Raw genomic sequence first — 15,993 nt, 5'->3', positions numbered from 1 at the left:
CGCAAGAAGGGCGGGACACCTTGGGGTGTCCCGCCCTTCTTGCATTCCGACCGTGCGGTGGGCTCAGTCCTTGCCGGTCAGGCCCTTGAGCGCGGCAAAGGGGCTGTTGTCTTCGGGTGTCGACAGGCCTGCCTTGGTGCGCGCGGCTTCGGCGTCGGGGCCGGTCAGGTACGGGTCGATCGAGAGCGCAAGCGACTGCGCGACCGCCTCGCCAAGGTCGACGTAGGTCCCCGAATATTCGATCTCGTCGAGATCGTCACTTTCGAGCTCGATCTCGGCATCGGGCGCGTAGCCGGTCAGCTGGGGTACGAAGCGCACATCGATGGGTTCGCCCGAAATTTCCACGGGAAGTTCGTCGGCCGAGATCGCGCAGGTCTGCACCCAGGCCGCATCGAGCGTCCCCTTTACCGAGACGGTGCGCTCCTTGCGGCTCAGTTCAAGCTGGGCAACGAGCCGGTCGAGGCGCACCAGGCCAAAGCGTTTGGCAAGCGCGGCGCGCTCGGTCTCGTTCGCTTCCAGGCGCGGGGCCAGCCCTTCGACCTGGCGCACGTCGACCGTGTGCGAGAATTCGGGGGCCGGGTTCGGGCCGGAAGAGGGGGCGTCGGGGGAAGAGGTCATCGCGCAATCCTTGCGGCTAGCAGATCGTCGTCGGAGAGGGACTGGAAGGTGGTGTGAAGTGCGCGCACGGCCTCGGCCAGCGCCGCGGTCGAGGCGCCTTCGTTAAGGGTCACGTTGCGCGCGAGGACGTCCTCGAGCGCAGTGTCGCTGTCCGGGGCAAGCGCGTCGCGCAGCGCGCCGATGCGTCCGCCAAGGACGCTCACCAGCTTGCCCATGCGCTTGCCCACGACCAGATCGCCCACGCCCGACTGGCGCAGCTGGCCGTCCATGTCCTCGACGAAGAGTTCGGTGAGGTGCGCGGAGGCATTGATGAGCGGGGCCGGGGCCTCGGTGTCCAGCGCGGCGCGCTCCATGCGCAGCATGGCCAGCGCCATCACCAGCGTCACCGCATCGAAACGGCCCGACACCGTGTCGGCAACGCCCTCGCGCGCGTACCAGTGTTCCTCGCGGGCAATTTCCACGAGGCGGTGCCAGAGCGGGCGCATGTCGGTGCGCGGCGCCTTGCGTGTGCCCATGAGGCGGGAAAACAACGACACGGGGCAGAGCACTCCTTCGTTCAGCGGCAATTCAATCGGCACTGGCCAGGCAGTGCAAATCGGGTCCCTTTGGGCGCACAGCCATTGCGCACGCGCTTGCGGGGCCTTAAGGCCTGATGCCGATACATGGGCGGCAGGCGCGCTGGCAAGGATCCTTGCCCGCCATGTCCCCGAGGTTTTGGAGTGTAGTGATGGGTAACCGTGGTTTGAAGCTCAGGTCGGCAGGGGCGCTCCTCGCGCTCGGCGCGCTGGTCGCGGGCTGCAGCTCGATCAAGGACCATCGCGGGTACATCGTGGACCAGACGCTGGTCGATTCGGTGCAGCCGGGCGTCGACAACCGCCAGTCGGTGGAGCACACGCTGGGCCGCCCGACGTTCGAAAGCCAGTTCGGCGCCAAGGACTGGTACTATGTCTCGCAGACGGTGAAGACGCCCGCGTTCCGCAAGCCGCGCACCGACCAGCAGACCGTGTTCCGCGTCCAGTTCGACGCCAACGACAACGTGCTGGATGTTCAGCGCCGCGGCATGGAGCAGGTCGCCCGGATCAGCCCCAACGGCGACACGACGCCCACGCTGGGCCGTCACCGCTCGCTGCTCGAAGACCTGTTCGGCAACATCGGCGCGGTGGGCACCGGCGGCATGGGCGGCGGTCAGGCGCCGCAGGGCCCGGGTCCGAACGGCAGCTGATCGCTCCGGCTTGAAGAGCGCGGCCTGGAACCGGGCCGCAGATCGATTGCAAAGGCGCGCGGGATGCACAGTCCCGCGCGCCTTTTGCGTGGGGGGTGTGCAATCGGGCGCAGGCTATGTCTTGAACGGCACACATGCGGGCATATATCCTCGCCCATGAATAGCGATGCAGCGAGCCACGGCCTGGTACAGTGGCATGGGACGACGATCATCGGCGTGCGCAAGGGCGGGCGTACGGTGATCGCCGGAGACGGTCAGGTCTCCATGGGCAACACCGTCATGAAACCCAACGCGCGCAAGGTCCGGCGCATCGGTGAGGGCGGCAAGGTCATCGCCGGCTTTGCGGGCGCAACGGCCGATGCCTTCACCCTGTTCGAGCGTCTTGAGCGCAAGCTGGAGCAGCACCGCGGCCAGCTGATGCGTGCGGCGGTCGAGCTCGCCAAGGACTGGCGCACCGACAAGTACCTGCGCAACCTGGAAGCGCTGATGATCGTGGCGGACGCCGATTCGCTGTTGATCCTCACCGGCAACGGCGACGTGCTCGAGCCCGAGGCGCTGGGAGATAGCCAGATCGCCTCGATCGGTTCGGGCGGCAACTACGCGCTCGCCGCCGCGCGCGCGCTCGACGCCTACGAGGAGGATCCCGAACAGATCGCGCGCAAGGCCATGCAGGTCGCCGCCGACATCTGCGTCTTCACGAACGACCGTGTCACGCTCGAAACCATCTGATTGCAGCGAAGAGACCCATGAAAGACACCCTTACCCCCAAGGCCATCGTGGCTTCGCTCGACGAGCACATCATCGGCCAGTCCGAGGCCAAGAAGGCCGTCGCGGTCGCGCTGCGCAACCGCTGGCGGCGTCAGCGCCTTTCCGCGGATCTGCGCGATGAGGTGACGCCCAAGAACATCCTGATGATTGGCCCCACGGGCTGCGGCAAGACCGAGATCAGCCGCCGCCTCGCCAAGCTGGCCGATGCGCCCTTCGTGAAGGTGGAAGCGACCAAGTTCACCGAAGTGGGCTATGTCGGCCGCGATGTCGAACAGATCGCCCGTGACCTCGTCGAGGAAGCGATCCGGCTTGAGAAGGAGCGCCGCCGCGAATCCGTGCGCGAGGCCGCCAGCAAGGCGGCGATGGACCGCCTGCTCAACGCGCTGGTCGGCGAAGGCGCCTCCGAGGCCACCCGCGCCGCCTTCCACGAGCGCATCACCCAGAACGCGATGAACGACACCGAAGTCGAGATCGAGGTCGAGGACGCGCCAAGCGGCGCCATGGAGATCCCCGGCATGGGCGGCTCGGTCGGGATGATCAATCTCTCCGACATGATGGGTAAGGCGTTCGGCGGCCAGAAGACCGTGCGCCGCAAGATGAAGGTGCCCGAGGCCTGGGACAAGCTGGTCGACGAGGAATCGGAAAAGCGGCTCGATCAGGACGATGTCCAGCGCGTCGCCATCGCCGATGCCGAGCAGAACGGCATCGTCTTCCTCGATGAAATCGACAAGATCGCGGTTTCGGACCAGCGCGGCGGCACCGTCAGCCGCGAGGGCGTGCAGCGCGACCTCCTGCCGCTGATCGAGGGCACGACCGTCGCCACCAAGTACGGCGCGATGAAGACAGACCATGTCCTCTTCGTCGCCTCGGGCGCGTTCCACGTCTCCAAGCCTTCGGACATGCTGCCCGAACTCCAGGGCCGCCTGCCGATCCGCGTCGAATTGAAGGCGCTGACCGAGGCCGACTTCGTGCGCATTCTGTCCGAAACGCGCGCCAACCTGGTCGCCCAGTACAAGGCGCTGCTGGGCACCGAGGACCTCACCATCGAGATGACCGAGGGCGCGGTGCGCGAAGTCGCGAAGATCGCCGCGCAGGTGAACGAAAGCGTCGAGAACATCGGCGCCCGCCGCCTCCAGACGGTCATGGAAAAGCTCTTCGAGGAGCTCTCCTTCGAGGCCGAGGACCGTGGCGGCGAGACGGTGACGATCGACGAGGCCTACGTGCGCGAGAAGCTCGAAGGTCTGGCCGGCAACGCCGATCTTTCCAAGTACATCCTGTAATGACGGACGGGCCGGTGCGCGAGGGACGCGCGATGATCGCGGGGATGTCGCCCCGGCTCGATCCCGAAACCTGGATTTTCTGCACCGGCGGCGCGCCGCTCACGCAGGCCATCGCCAGCTTTGCCGAGGCGGAAGGTCTCTCGCAGATCCTTCCCCTCGCGTTCGCCGAAATGGCGGGGCACGACACCTCGCTTCCCATGGCGCGCATCGTGCTGGAAGTGCACTCCGCGCTCGATGGACACGGCCTGACGGCGGCCGTTTCCACCGCGCTGGCCGAGGCCGGCATTGCCTGCAACATGGTCGCCGCCTTCCACCACGATCACGTCTTCGTTCCCTTTGCCGAGAAGGACCGGGCGCTCGCCGTGCTGGCGGCGCTCCAGTCGAAGGCTGGGTAAGAAGAAGGACTTTCCGAGGGCCATCGCCCTCGGGCTCCCGAAACGGTCCAGGTTACGTCCCGCACGCGGCCTTGGCTGCGAAAGGCGCGGTTGCCGAGAAGGGGAGCAAGGGGCGATGGCCCCTTGAATCGGATTCCTGTTTCTCTTCTTGTAAACGCGACGCGTGCGTGAAGAGAGATCCCCCAACGTGATGAACACCACACATCCTTGCCCCGTGGTGCTGGACCTGGATCGCGACGGAGCCTGCCGCGTCGCGGGGCTCGCCAACTCGATCCTGCCCGCGCTTCTGGCTGAATTTGCCGACTACCCGGTCGGACAGGCGGGCCTGCGGCTTTCCGACGCGCCGGGACTGGAGACATTGCTTGGCGCGGGGAGCTGCGTGGGCGGCGAGGTCGAGGCTCGGGCCGGACGCCCGATGCAGCCGGTACGCGCGGTGCTGTTCGACAAGCGCGCGGATCGAAACTGGGCGCTGGGCTGGCATCAGGACCGCACCATTGCCGTGCGTACGCGCCATGACGTGCCGGGCTATGGTCCCTGGAGCGTCAAGCAGGGCATTTGCCATGTCGAGCCGCCGTTCGCGCTGATCGAGGCGATGATGACCCTGCGCATTCACCTCGATCCGGTCGATGGCGGCAATGCGCCGCTGCGCATCGCGTGCGGCTCGCACAGGTGGGGGCGGGTTCCAGTGGCGGACGTGGAGGCACAGGTGGCGCAATCGCAGCAGGCCATCTGCCTCGCCGACACCGGGGACGTCTGGTTCTACCGCACGCCGATCCTGCATGCGTCCGATCCCGCGGACGGACGCGCGACGGGACGGCGCGTGTTGCAGGTGGATTATTGCGGGCAGGGCTTGCCTGCGCCTCTGGAGTGGCTAGGCATCGGGTAAACGCCATTTGGAAAGGATGCCGCGCCCATGTCGCAATACGAGACGCCCGAAGACCGCCCGATCTATCGCCTGCTTACCGGCAAGGACGACCGCGCCTTCTGCGAGCGGATTTCCGAGGCTCTGGAGCAGGGCTGGCGGCTCTACGGTTCGCCCACGATGAGCTGGGATACGGCCGAGAACTGCATGAAGGCGGCCCAGGCGGTGATCTGGCACGAGGCTGATGTCGTCATGTGACCTGTACGGTCGGCGAACACGAAAAAGGGCGAGGCGGTGGAGACCGTCTCGCCCTTTTTCGTGTCCGGAAGGCGTATCTGTCAGACCTGGAAGGGGCTGACCACCAGCAGCATCGCAGCGGCAGGAGCCAGCGCGGCGGCGTAGAGGAGGGTGGTCGTCAGGTCGGGCAGGTGGCGCAGGGAACGTTTCAACGGGGGACTCCGGGAACTCGGGCGGGGCAGTCAAGGGTTCGTTTATTTCCAACCCTTGAACAGCTACCCGGTTCCCGGAGAAACAATCAGTGCGGCACGGTGCCCAGTTCGAAGCCGGTCTTGTCGTGCGCGGCGAACTTGTCGACGATGTCCGCGCTTGCCCGGTTGTAGCCCACGACGCGCACGTCCGCGCCGCCCTTGGCCAGTTCAGCAACGACCTTGTCGAGCGCCTCGACCGAGGAGATGTCCCACAGGTGCGCCTTCTCCATGTCGATCACGACCTTGGGGGCCGTCTCGCTGGCCGCGTCCATCTGCTCGATGAAGCGGTGGACCGAGGCGAAGAAGATCTGGCCCGCGACGCGGTAGGTGGCGGTGTCGCCCTCGACCGTGCGCTCCAGCGTAAAGAGGCGCTGGACCTTCTGGGCGAAGAACACGCCTGAAAGGAGCACACCCACGATCACGCCCTTCGACAGGTCGCTGGTGGCGACCACGGTGACGACGGTTGCGACCATGACCACCGAGCTCTGCCAGGGGTGGCGCTTGAGGTTGGGGATCGAGTTCCACGAAAACGTGCCGATCGAGACCATGATCATCACCGCAACGAGGCTGGGCATCGGCACCTGGCCGACCCAGGGACCCAGCGCGGCGAGGAGGATGAACAGGAAGATACCCGCTGTCAGCGTGGAAAGGCGCCCGCGGCCACCCGAGGTGACGTTGATGACCGACTGGCCGATCATCGCGCAGCCGCCCATGCCGCCGAACAGGGCGGCGATGATGTTGGCGATGCCCTGGCCGCGGCACTCGATACGCTTGTAGGAATCGGTACCGGTCATGTCATCGACGATCTGCGCGGTGAGCAGCGTCTCGAGCAGGCCGACCGCCGCCATCGCAAGCGCGGTGGGGGTGATGATCTGCAGCGTCTCGAACGTCAGCGGGACCTGCGGCAGGCCGAAGGAGGGCAGGCCCTTGGGCAGCTCGCCCATCTCGCCCACGGTGTGGACCGGGGTGTCGAAGGTCAGCGAGATTGCGGTCAGGACCGCAATGGCGACCAGCGGCGAGGGGACGGCGGTGGTCAGGCGCGGCAGCAGGTAGATGATGGCAAGACCGCCCGCGATCATGGCGTAGGTGTGCCAGGTGACGCCGGTCAGCTCGGGCAGCTGGGCCATGAAGATCAGGATGGCGAGCGCGTTGACGAAGCCGGTGATGACCGAGCGCGAGACGAACTGCATGGCGAGGTTCAGCCGCAGGATCCCTGCGATGATCTGGAACACGCCCATCAGGATGGTCGCGGCAAAGAGATAGTCGACGCCGTGCTCGCGCACGAGCGGGCCGACCAGCACCGCCACCGAAGCGGTCGCGGCCGAGACCATCGCGGGACGCCCGCCGGTGAAGGAAATGATGATCGCGATGGCGACCGAGGCCCAGAGGCCGACCGCCGGATCGACCCCGGCGATGATCGAGAAGCCGATGGCTTCGGGGATCAGGGCGAGGCCGACGACGAGGCCCGAAAGCACGTCGGCGCGAATGTTCGACCGCCATCCCTGACGGTAGTGGGCGAGAAAGCTGCTCATTTAGGTAATTTTCCGCATCAGGCACATGGGAGCGCCGGGTTTCAATTCAAAAAACCGGGGTTCTTCAAAAGCATGTGTGTGATGTTGCCCGGCGGATCGGCGGCCGGGATAGCCACCCGGAATTGCACCGGGTCCTTGCGAATGCGCCGCTTTTGCCCAAAGGCTGCGCTGAATGCAACCCGCTGCACCAAGCTGCTAGCGGGCGGTCATCGCCGCGGCTTCAAAAGCCCGCAGCGAAAAATGCGCTGATGTCGAACCAGAACGTACGCGTCTCTCCGGTTTCGGGATGGGTCGCCTCGATCCGGTCGTAGGGCTTGTCCTGCATGACGAGGGCCTGCCGTCGCCGCTGCATCCCAAACGCGGCGAGAACCTGGTATTCCTGCTTGACGCTACGTACCTTGTAAGCGGTTTCTGGCGTGGCACCGTCACCTTTGGCGAGGATTTTGGCGATCGACTTGGGGACCTGCGCCGCGCCCGGTTGCGTGGTCGCGGTATTGTCGGCAAGAGCGCCAGTGGGCGCAATCAAAGCGGCCAGCGCAAGCGCGGCCCATGAAGCTCGTCGCATCGTACCCCTCCTCCTCTGGTTCAAAGGGAAGTTGCTAAGGTTACTCGGCGGCTTCGTCCAGATCTTCCGCTTCGCTGGCCTGGCGCGCCCACATCTCGGCATAGAGCCCGCGCTGGGCGAGAAGCTCGCCGTGGCTGGCGCTCTCGACAAGCCGGCCCTCGTTGAGGACGAGGATGCGGTCCGAGCCCGCGATGGTCGAGAGACGGTGCGCGATGGAGAGCGTGGTGCGGTCGCGCGACACGCGCTGGAGGGTGCCCAGGATGTCCTTCTCGGTGCGCGTGTCGAGCGCGCTGGTGGCCTCATCCAGCATCAGGATCGGCGGGTTCTTGACCAGCGTGCGGGCAATGGCAACGCGCTGCTTTTCGCCCCCTGAAAGCTTGAGCCCGCGCTCGCCCACTTCGGTGTCGAAGCGCTGCGGGAGGCGCTCGATCAGCGGCATCAGCGCGGCGCCGCGCGCGGCGGCCTCCACGTCCGCGATGCCCGCACCATCGCGGCCATAGGCGATGTTGTAGCCGATGGTGTCGTTGAACAGCACCGAATCCTGCGGGACGATGCCGATGGCGGCGCGCAGGCTCGCCTGGGTCACCTCGCGGATGTCCTGCCCGTCGATCAGGATGCGCCCTTCGAGCGGATCGTAGAAGCGGAAGAGCAGGCGCGCGATGGTCGACTTGCCCGCGCCCGAGGGGCCCACGAGTGCAACGTTGTGCCCGGCGGGGACGTGGAAGGAGAGGCCCTTGAGGATCGTGCGGTCGGGCTCGTAGCCGAAGACGACGTTCTCGAAGGTGACGCTGGGCTCGCGGATTGCGAGCGCGGGGGCGCTCGGGCGGTCGGGCACTTCGACCTGGGTGTCGATCAGGCGGAACATCTCGGCCATGTCGATCAGGCCCTGGCGGATGGTGCGGTAGACCATGCCGAGCATGTCGAGCGGGCGGAACAGCTGGGTGAGGTAGGTCTGGACGAAGACCAGCTGACCCGCCGTGTACTCGCCCCGGTACCAGCCCCAGACGGTCCAGGCGAGCGCGCCCGCCATCAGGAGATTGGTCACCACGGCCTGCGCGATGTTGAGGAAGCCGAGCGAATTTTCGCTCTTTACGGCCGCTTCGGCATAGGCGCGGGTGGCGGACGCATAGCGCTCCTGCTCGCGCGCTTCCGCGCCAAAGTACTTCACCGTCTCGTAGTTGAGGAGCGAATCCACCGCGCGGTCGAGCGCCTGTCCGTCGAGCCGGTTCATCTGCTGGCGCAGCTTGGTGCGCCACTCGGTGATCGTGCGCGTCACCCAGATGTAGGCGACGATGGCGGTGGCGGTCGCGGCGACAAGGCCGGGGCCGAAATTGACGTAGAAGATGACCGCGACGATCGCGAGCTGGAGCACGGTCGGCGCGATGTTGAAGAGCATGAAGTAGAGCATCGTGTCGATGCTCTTGGTGCCGCGCTCGATGGTCTTGGTGATCTCGCCGGTGCGGCGCGAGAGGTGGAAGCGCAGCGAGAGGCGATGCAACTGGCCAAAGACGTTCTCGGCCAGCGCGCGCGTCGCGTCCTGCCCGACCCGCTCGAAGACGATGTTGCGCAAGTTGTCGAAGCTGGTCTGGAGCAGGCGTCCGGCCGCATAGCCCAGCACCGTCCACATCGCGAGCTGGATCAGCTTGGGGCCGGTGGCTCCCATGGCATCGACCGCCCAGCGCAGGAGGTAGGGCAGCAGCAGCTGCGTGCCGGTAGAGGCCAGGATGAACACGCAGGCAATGACGATGCGCACGCGCAAGGCTTTGTTTTCCCGGGGCCACAGATAGGGGAGGAACCGCAGGAGGGTGCGCCAGCCGTCGTGGTTGGCATCGGAATTGGGAGCAGCGCTGTCAGGTGGCATGGGCGCTATCTAGGGGGCTTGCGCGCAAATTGCATCCCTTTGCAGGAACGGCAGGGCGTATCAGCTGCGGGGCAGGTCGAGAAAGAAGGGATCGCGGCCCATGTCGAACTTGCGCGCGAAGAAGGCGCCGCTGGCCTCCAGGGCGGGCGTGTCTTCGCACGTCAACGTGCGCGGGCTCGAAGCGCCGTGCGGGAAGTCGACGAAGCGGCGGTTGGGGGCGATGCGCTCTGGAAAGTGGGCGCCGATGATCGTGGGAATGACATGTTCGTCGCTGCACACGGTGCCGTTGAGGCGCCCGGAGGCGAGCGTGCAGGGCAGGATCTCGCCCAGGATTTGCAGCGCATCGGCGGGAAGCGACCACCAGGTCGCACCGTAGGACCACGGGCCGAAGGGGCGCGCCCGGTCGAGGCGCAAGAGGCGTCTTGCACCATCCCCCCAGCGCGCAAGGCGGCGTAGTTGCCAGGTCACCGCATAGGCGCGCGCGTCCTCCTGCGGATCGAGCCGCAGATAGCGCGTGTCGAAGCGGTAGGTCTGCATGCGCTCTTCCAGGTGGCCGGGGCGCACCTCGATATGGCACATGCCCCTCGCCATTTCCTGCGCCAGCGCGGCGCGCGGCAGGAGCGGCCAGTCGGCCCCGCTGATGAGGTGCGCTGCATCGCAGCCAAGGCGCAGCGCCTCGCCCACCAGCTTGGAGACCGCGGCGACCTGGCTCCAGTGGCCCCAGCGCACGGTCACCGGATCGGCAATGAGATGGACGCGCCCTGCAGGTCCGGGAAGCTCGCCTTCCAGCTCGGGCCAGAGCAGCGAGGCGCGGTCGGCGTGGATGATCGCGATGTCCTCGTTTCCGGACACGAGCAGGCGCTCGACGAGCCGACCCAATTGCGCGGCGTTGTCGTGGGCAAGGATGAGATAGGCCATGCGCATGGGCGTTCTCCTCAGCGGCCGAGCCGCGCGCGCAGCGGGGTTGCGAGGGCGGTGAGCATCGCGCGCACCTCGCCCCAGGCCGGGTGGCGGGTGAGGGCAAGGGTGATCAGCCAGAGCCCGACGCCCAGACCCGAAAGGGCGAGAAGGTGCAGGAAGGGCATCTCGGCCCCGCCGTGTCCGCTCCACCGGGCAAGCAGAAGCGGGAGGCCCGCCGCGAGCGCGCAGGTGCCGCTGCGCAGGTACACGCGCAGCAGCGCGGTGAAGGGAAAGGCCATGAGGCGTGCGAGATAGCTGGCGTAGATCACCCACCACACGAAGCCATAGGCAATGCGGCTCAGGCCCGCGGCTTCCAGGCTGATCCAGGCACCCGCGGTCAGGATCGCGACTGCGGCGAAGGTGTCGAGCAGGTTCACCCAGACGAGGCGCCGGATCTGCCCCAGCAGCAGCGGCACATCCATCTGCAGGGGGACGGCCACGAAGAAGATCTCACCCAGCGCCGTCCAGCGCAGCAGCGAGGCCGTGCCCATCCAGTTGGGGCCATAGAGCAGCATCACCAGCGGTTCGGCGGCAAGCGCCAGGCCCAGCATCGCGGCCCAGTTGAGCGCGGTATAGCAGGCGACAAGGTGCAGATAGGGTTCGGCCAGCGGCTCGCCCGCATCGCGTTTACGGGCAAAGGCGGCGTAGAAGACGGTGCCGATGGCGCCCGTCAGCAGGGTGGTGAGCTGTCCGGCAAGCGCACTCGCACGCGAAAACAGGCCGGTCGCGGCAAGGCCCAGAAGGCGCCCGACGATGAGGTCCTGCGAGCGCTGTCCGATGGCTGCGCTCGCGCTCAGGACAAAGGACATCGAACTGAAGCCGAGCATGGGCCGGACAGCCGCGAGCACGCGGGGCAGGCGGGGGCGCACCGGGCGCTGCCAGTTGGCAAGCGCGGCGCGCACAAGCGCGGTGGCCAGAACACCCCAGGCGAGGGACCCGGCTCCAAAGCCCATCGCCGCCAGCGCCACTGCCGTGCCGTTCCCGGCCAGCGCGCTGCCTGCATTCACCTTGAACAGCGCGCGAAAATCCATCGCGCGCACCAGCAGGGCGGCGGGGACCGTGGCGTAGGGGGTGATAAGATAGGAGGCCGCGATCAGCCACAGCAGCGGGGCGAGGGCCGGCTCTTCGTAAAGGTGCGCTACGAGCGGCGCGGCCAGCGTAACGACAAGCGCCACCGACCAGCCAATCGTCACCGCGACGCCTGCATAGAACGGCAGGGCGCCCGGCTCCATCTGCGGCTGGCCCGAGATGAAGCGGGTAATGCCCAGGTCCTGAAAGATGGAGACGAGCATCGCCGCAGCGAGCGCGATGGAGAAGAGGCCGACGTCGGCAGGCAGGAGGAAGAAGCGCGAGATGATGACGCTCGCGGCAAACTGGACGGTGAAGGTCGCGTACTGTGCGCCCATCGACCACAGGGCGGCGCCGCGGACACTCATCGTGCGCGCAAGGCCCTGGCGAGGCGCAGCGCACGGCCCGGCAGGCCAAAGCGCACAAGCCGTATTACGGTACGCCACAGGCCCTGCGTCTCGCCCCCATCCTCGACGTGCTGCAAAAGCAGGGCAAAGCCATCTCCGCCCATTGCTTCGCGCGAATAGACAAGGTGCAGGGCGATCTCGCTGCGCAGCGTGCGCGTCACGCCTTCGCGGCCGAAGAGATCGTCAAAGGCGTCAAGCGGCGGCAGGCGTTCCAGATCGGCCGTGGGGTCGCTCCGTCCGGCCGCACGCTCGGCATAGGCGAGACGGGCAACCGCGCTCCCGATCTGCTGCTCGGTCGCGTGGCGCGAGGAGACTTGCTCGGGATAGCGCCGGTACTGGAGCAATCTCTCGGGAATGTTGCCAAGGTGAGTGAGGCTGGCAAGGCGCAGCCACAGGTCCAGATCCTCGCAGTGCCGGAAGGCGGCGTGGTATCCGCCCGCGTCCACGACAACCGAACGGCGCATCATGGCCGAGGGGTGGCAGATGAGCTGGCCGCCCCGGGCAATCGCGGCCAGCATCTCGTCGTGGGTGCACGGGTGATCCGCGCCGATCGGGGGGAGCGGGCGGCCCTCGGCGTCGATGTCCGCGCTCCAGCTGCCCACAACCCCGTACTCGGGATGGGCATCCAGGAAGGCATATTGGAGGGCAAAGCGGTCCGAGCGGCAGATGTCGTCGGCGTCCATGCGCGCAATGATCGGGGCCTGTGCCAGGACGACAAGCTCGTTGAGGCTGACGATCAGGCCCCTGTTTTCGCGCAAGGTCAGGCGAATACGCGCATCGCGCCTTGCATAGCGCTCCAGGATCGCCCGCGAGCCGTCGCGCGATCCGTCGTCGAGGATGAGGAACTCGAAGTCGGCAAAGGTCTGGGCCAACACGCTCTCGATGGCCTGCGCCAGATAGCGTTCCCCATTGTAGACGCTCAGGACCACGCTGATGGCAGGAGGTGGGCAGGAGGACATCAGGCGCGCGTATTCCCATTGGGCGTCCTGCCCCCGTTTCCCAGGGTACAGGATTTCGAACTCGAAACCCTAGGCTAAGGCTGGCAGGTAAACAAACCGTCTGATGGCAAATGCCCAGACCGGGACAAAAAAGCGCATCCCGGCTGCGCCACGGCGGCCACTTGAAGTGCACGAGCAGGCTCCCCACATAGGCCGCAGGCCGGAACAAACCGGTCTGGCATGATTTGATGAAACTTTTTTGAAAAAAGGGTTTGACCGAATCGCAGGGCTCACTTAGAGGGCCTCTCACCGCAGCGAAGCACGCCGCCAAACACGGCGCTTCGGGGTGGTCGCCACGATAGACGGACAGCTTGTTCCCCGGGTCTTAGGAAGCGGGGATGGATGGTTGTCCGGTTGTTTCCGTCTTCGGGCGGGTGTGGTTGGATCTTTGACATTGTTGGTTTTTAGATGAAGGGACATGTGGGCGACGGCGCCTGCGCCTTGGGAGCTTCGGGCTCTATGGTGCAGTTTAAATCAAGCCGATGCCTTATATGTCCTTCGTTTCCATACGTTTGACAAGTGCAGGTATCGGCTCCCGAAGGTTTCGATGTTTGCGGCTGGCAAGGCTTAGGCTTTGTGCCGTGAATGTTGTTTCACAAACTTGAGAGTTTGATCCTGGCTCAGAACGAACGCTGGCGGCATGCCTAACACATGCAAGTCGAACGAACCCTTCGGGGTTAGTGGCGCACGGGTGCGTAACACGTGGGAATCTGCCTCTTGGTTCGGAATAACAGTGAGAAATTACTGCTAATACCGGATGATGACTTCGGTCCAAAGATTTATCGCCAAGAGATGAGCCCGCGCAGGATTAGGTAGTTGGTGGGGTAAAGGCCTACCAAGCCGACGATCCTTAGCTGGTCTGAGAGGATGATCAGCCACACTGGGACTGAGACACGGCCCAGACTCCTACGGGAGGCAGCAGTGGGGAATATTGGACAATGGGCGAAAGCCTGATCCAGCAATGCCGCGTGAGTGATGAAGGCCTTAGGGTTGTAAAGCTCTTTTACCAGGGATGATAATGACAGTACCTGGAGAATAAGCTCCGGCTAACTCCGTGCCAGCAGCCGCGGTAATACGGAGGGAGCTAGCGTTGTTCGGAATTACTGGGCGTAAAGCGCGCGTAGGCGGTTACTCAAGTCAGAGGTGAAAGCCCGGAGCTCAACTCCGGAACTGCCTTTGAAACTAGGTGACTAGAATCTTGGAGAGGTCAGTGGAATTCCGAGTGTAGAGGTGAAATTCGTAGATATTCGGAAGAACACCAGTGGCGAAGGCGACTGACTGGACAAGTATTGACGCTGAGGTGCGAAAGTGTGGGAGCAAACAGGATTAGATACCACGGTAGTCCACACCGTAAACGATGATAACTAGCTGTCCGGGTTCTTGGAATTTGGGTGGCGCAGCTAACGCATTAAGTTATCCGCACGGGAGTACGGTCGCAAGATTAAAACTCAAAGGAATTGACGGGGCCTGCACAAGCGGTGGAGCATGTGGTTTAATTCGAAGCAACGCGCAGAACCTTACCAGCGTTTGACATCCTCATCGCGATTTCCAGAGATGGATTTCTTCAGTTCGGCTGGATGAGTGACAGGTGCTGCATGGCTGTCGTCAGCTCGTGTCGTGAGATGTTGGGTTAAGTCCCGCAACGAGCGCAACCCTCATCCTAGTTGCCAGCATTTGGTTGGGCACTCTAAGGAAACTGCCGGTGATAAGCCGGAGGAAGGTGGGGATGACGTCAAGTCCTCATGGCCCTTACACGCTGGGCTACACACGTGCTACAATGGCGGTGACAGTGGGCAGCAAGTGCGCGAGCACAAGCTAATCTCCAAAAGCCGTCTCAGTTCGGATTGTTCTCTGCAACTCGAGAGCATGAAGGCGGAATCGCTAGTAATCGCGGATCAGCATGCCGCGGTGAATACGTTCCCAGGCCTTGTACACACCGCCCGTCACACCATGGGAGTTGGTTTCACCCGAAGGTAGTGTGCTAACCGCAAGGAGGCAGCTAACCACGGTGGGATCAGCGACTGGGGTGAAGTCGTAACAAGGTAGCCGTAGGGGAACCTGCGGCTGGATCACCTCCTTTCTAAGGATTGAAACGAAAGCGCCTGGCCTTGAGCCGGGAAGAGCTTCGCTTCTTCCAAAGAACATGCCGTCGTCCTCATGTCCCTTCATCACTGGAGATAACGCTCAGATGAGCGTTGTACGCCTGAGCTGGCTCACGCCGCCCGCGGCCCACAGGGTCAGCGATGGCAGGCACGTGGGCCTGTAGCTCAGTTGGTTAGAGCGCACCCCTGATAAGGGTGAGGTCAGTGGTTCGAATCCACTCAGGCCCACCACGTGCCAGGCAGGGCAAGCTAACCGAACCGTCAGGTTCGCAAGGCCGAACGGCCGTCCGAGCTTATGCGAGGATAGCCAAGTCGACGCATGTCGACGCCGGCGCTTGAGGCTGGCAAATACGGGGCCTTAGCTCAGCTGGGAGAGCGGTTGCTTTGCAAGCATCAGGTCATCGGTTCGATCCCGATAGGCTCCACCAGCCGTACACACGAACAGTACTCCAGCGATGAAGCGAAACAGTTCCGGTCTTCGGACCGGTTAGCGGGATTTGCCCGCAGATCTTTGACATTGTGAATGGGTTTTTTAATCGATGCCGTGGCGCATGGATTATCCAGACGTTGGGTAATCAACCATGCGTTACAACAGATTTTATTATCTGGCTGAGATAAATCGTCCGCACCTATTACGACGCAGTCTCTATGCAGGGCTGTCGTTGATGGTGTGGATTCTCAAGCGTGAGGTAAGAGCATCTGGTGGATGCCTTGGCATGTACAGGCGATGAAGGACGTGGCACGCTGCGATAAGCGTCGGGGAGTTGTGAGCAAACTTTGATCCGGCGATTTCCGAATGGGGAAACCCACCTTCACCATTTCTCTCGATGGTTGCTTCGGCAGCTTTTGAGTGAGGTGGATAAGGTA

At 64.5% G+C, this 15,993-nt stretch carries 14 protein-coding genes, 2 tRNA genes, 2 rRNA genes and 1 other annotated feature (1 of these 19 only partly in view); of the genes, 10 read left to right on the top strand and 8 right to left on the bottom strand.

Annotation, left to right across the window (positions count from 1 at the left end; genetic code table 11):
- Positions 1–63 precede the first annotated feature (63 nt).
- Both HT578_RS05335 and HT578_RS05330 read right to left on the bottom strand, forming a co-directional pair.
- On the bottom strand, positions 64–618 hold the full coding sequence (locus HT578_RS05335) for a YceD family protein (RefSeq protein WP_213502500.1): 555 nt from the start codon (positions 616–618) through the stop codon (positions 64–66).
- The gene (locus HT578_RS05330; RefSeq protein ID WP_039392656.1) at positions 615–1,154 is read right to left on the bottom strand and encodes a ubiquinol-cytochrome C chaperone family protein; all 540 of its coding nucleotides are present in this window, start codon (positions 1,152–1,154) and stop codon (positions 615–617) included. Before HT578_RS05330 ends, HT578_RS05335 begins: the two co-directional genes overlap by 4 nt.
- A gap of 191 nt (positions 1,155–1,345) precedes the next feature.
- On the opposite strand from HT578_RS05330, the gene HT578_RS05325 reads away from it, so the two are divergent.
- The 6 genes from HT578_RS05325 to HT578_RS05300 all read left to right on the top strand — a co-directional run bounded on the left by HT578_RS05325 (position 1,346) and on the right by HT578_RS05300 (position 5,403).
- Positions 1,346–1,840: an outer membrane protein assembly factor BamE gene (locus HT578_RS05325; protein ID WP_052322419.1), complete on the top strand. Its 495-nt coding sequence runs from the start codon at positions 1,346–1,348 to the stop codon at positions 1,838–1,840.
- A gap of 156 nt (positions 1,841–1,996) precedes the next feature.
- Positions 1,997–2,569, top strand: a complete 573-nt coding sequence (gene hslV / locus HT578_RS05320; RefSeq protein WP_039392658.1) for an ATP-dependent protease subunit HslV — start codon at positions 1,997–1,999, stop codon at positions 2,567–2,569.
- 17 nt (positions 2,570–2,586) lie between these two features.
- Positions 2,587–3,888 (top strand): ATP-dependent protease ATPase subunit HslU, encoded by a 1,302-nt coding sequence (gene hslU, locus HT578_RS05315; protein WP_039392659.1) that lies wholly within the window; start codon positions 2,587–2,589, stop codon positions 3,886–3,888.
- Complete coding sequence (locus tag HT578_RS05310) at positions 3,888–4,283, top strand: ACT domain-containing protein (protein ID WP_039392660.1); 396 nt, start codon at positions 3,888–3,890, stop codon at positions 4,281–4,283. The genes hslU and HT578_RS05310 overlap by 1 nt, the downstream gene beginning before the upstream one ends.
- Before the next feature lie 190 nt (positions 4,284–4,473).
- Complete coding sequence (locus HT578_RS05305) at positions 4,474–5,169, top strand: phytanoyl-CoA dioxygenase family protein (protein ID WP_239026493.1); 696 nt, start codon at positions 4,474–4,476, stop codon at positions 5,167–5,169.
- 27 nt (positions 5,170–5,196) lie between these two features.
- Positions 5,197–5,403 (top strand): DUF1737 domain-containing protein, encoded by a 207-nt coding sequence (locus HT578_RS05300; protein ID WP_039392662.1) that lies wholly within the window; start codon positions 5,197–5,199, stop codon positions 5,401–5,403.
- A gap of 277 nt (positions 5,404–5,680) precedes the next feature.
- Here HT578_RS05300 and HT578_RS05295 read toward each other — a convergent pair whose 3' ends face one another.
- From HT578_RS05295 to HT578_RS05270, 6 genes are all read right to left on the bottom strand, one after another.
- Positions 5,681–7,165: a SulP family inorganic anion transporter gene (locus HT578_RS05295; RefSeq protein WP_213502498.1), complete on the bottom strand. Its 1,485-nt coding sequence runs from the start codon at positions 7,163–7,165 to the stop codon at positions 5,681–5,683.
- A gap of 82 nt (positions 7,166–7,247) precedes the next feature.
- Positions 7,248–7,303: a sequence feature (sul1 is cis-regulatory element that is thought to sense ions involved in sulfur or methionine metabolism; They are found in Alphaproteobacteria), on the bottom strand.
- A gap of 82 nt (positions 7,304–7,385) precedes the next feature.
- Entirely contained in the window at positions 7,386–7,730 is a 345-nt protein-coding gene (locus HT578_RS05290; RefSeq protein WP_213502497.1) for a DUF4919 domain-containing protein, read from the bottom strand.
- Positions 7,731–7,770: 40 nt separating this feature from the next.
- A complete protein-coding gene (locus tag HT578_RS05285; RefSeq protein ID WP_213502495.1) occupies positions 7,771–9,591 on the bottom strand; it encodes an ABCB family ABC transporter ATP-binding protein/permease in 1,821 nt (606 codons plus the stop codon).
- Positions 9,592–9,651: 60 nt separating this feature from the next.
- A complete protein-coding gene (locus HT578_RS05280) occupies positions 9,652–10,515 on the bottom strand; it encodes a glycosyl transferase (RefSeq protein ID WP_213502493.1) in 864 nt (287 codons plus the stop codon).
- 11 nt (positions 10,516–10,526) lie between these two features.
- Positions 10,527–11,987 (bottom strand): oligosaccharide flippase family protein, encoded by a 1,461-nt coding sequence (locus tag HT578_RS05275; protein ID WP_213502491.1) that lies wholly within the window; start codon positions 11,985–11,987, stop codon positions 10,527–10,529.
- Entirely contained in the window at positions 11,984–12,985 is a 1,002-nt protein-coding gene (locus HT578_RS05270; protein WP_213502489.1) for a glycosyltransferase, read from the bottom strand. Before HT578_RS05270 ends, HT578_RS05275 begins: the two co-directional genes overlap by 4 nt.
- A 636-nt stretch (positions 12,986–13,621) precedes the next feature.
- On the opposite strand from HT578_RS05270, the gene HT578_RS05265 reads away from it, so the two are divergent.
- From HT578_RS05265 to HT578_RS05250, 4 genes are all read left to right on the top strand, one after another.
- Positions 13,622–15,104 (top strand): 16S ribosomal RNA (locus HT578_RS05265).
- A gap of 176 nt (positions 15,105–15,280) precedes the next feature.
- Positions 15,281–15,357, top strand: a tRNA-Ile gene (locus HT578_RS05260).
- Positions 15,358–15,478: 121 nt separating this feature from the next.
- Positions 15,479–15,554 (top strand) — tRNA-Ala (locus HT578_RS05255).
- Positions 15,555–15,805: 251 nt separating this feature from the next.
- Positions 15,806–15,993, top strand: a 23S ribosomal RNA gene (locus HT578_RS05250); it runs 2,604 nt beyond the window's last position.
- The 16S and 23S rRNA genes sit together here with 2 tRNA genes alongside, the layout of an rRNA operon.

The organism is Novosphingobium decolorationis (assembly GCF_018417475.1).
GTDB classification, from domain to species: Bacteria; Pseudomonadota; Alphaproteobacteria; order Sphingomonadales; family Sphingomonadaceae; genus Novosphingobium; species Novosphingobium decolorationis.
This window is presented reverse-complemented; position numbering and strand designations above follow the sequence as displayed.

Excerpts from the sequence above, each read along its gene's own strand:
- HT578_RS05310 (WP_039392660.1), top strand. The coding sequence starts at position 3,888 with ATGACGGACGGGCCGGTGCGCGAGGGACGCGCGATGATCGCGGGGATG.
- HT578_RS05270 (WP_213502489.1), bottom strand. The coding sequence starts at position 12,985 with ATGTCCTCCTGCCCACCTCCTGCCATCAGCGTGGTCCTGAGCGTCTAC.
- HT578_RS05280 (WP_213502493.1), bottom strand. The coding sequence starts at position 10,515 with ATGCGCATGGCCTATCTCATCCTTGCCCACGACAACGCCGCGCAATTG.
- HT578_RS05275 (WP_213502491.1), bottom strand. The coding sequence starts at position 11,987 with ATGAGTGTCCGCGGCGCCGCCCTGTGGTCGATGGGCGCACAGTACGCG.
- HT578_RS05300 (WP_039392662.1), top strand. The coding sequence starts at position 5,197 with ATGTCGCAATACGAGACGCCCGAAGACCGCCCGATCTATCGCCTGCTT.
- HT578_RS05325 (WP_052322419.1), top strand. The coding sequence starts at position 1,346 with ATGGGTAACCGTGGTTTGAAGCTCAGGTCGGCAGGGGCGCTCCTCGCG.
- HT578_RS05285 (WP_213502495.1), bottom strand. The coding sequence starts at position 9,591 with ATGCCACCTGACAGCGCTGCTCCCAATTCCGATGCCAACCACGACGGC.
- hslU (WP_039392659.1), top strand. The coding sequence starts at position 2,587 with ATGAAAGACACCCTTACCCCCAAGGCCATCGTGGCTTCGCTCGACGAG.
- hslV (WP_039392658.1), top strand. The coding sequence starts at position 1,997 with ATGAATAGCGATGCAGCGAGCCACGGCCTGGTACAGTGGCATGGGACG.
- HT578_RS05295 (WP_213502498.1), bottom strand. The coding sequence starts at position 7,165 with ATGAGCAGCTTTCTCGCCCACTACCGTCAGGGATGGCGGTCGAACATT.
- HT578_RS05335 (WP_213502500.1), bottom strand. The coding sequence starts at position 618 with ATGACCTCTTCCCCCGACGCCCCCTCTTCCGGCCCGAACCCGGCCCCC.
- HT578_RS05305 (WP_239026493.1), top strand. The coding sequence starts at position 4,474 with ATGAACACCACACATCCTTGCCCCGTGGTGCTGGACCTGGATCGCGAC.
- HT578_RS05290 (WP_213502497.1), bottom strand. The coding sequence starts at position 7,730 with ATGCGACGAGCTTCATGGGCCGCGCTTGCGCTGGCCGCTTTGATTGCG.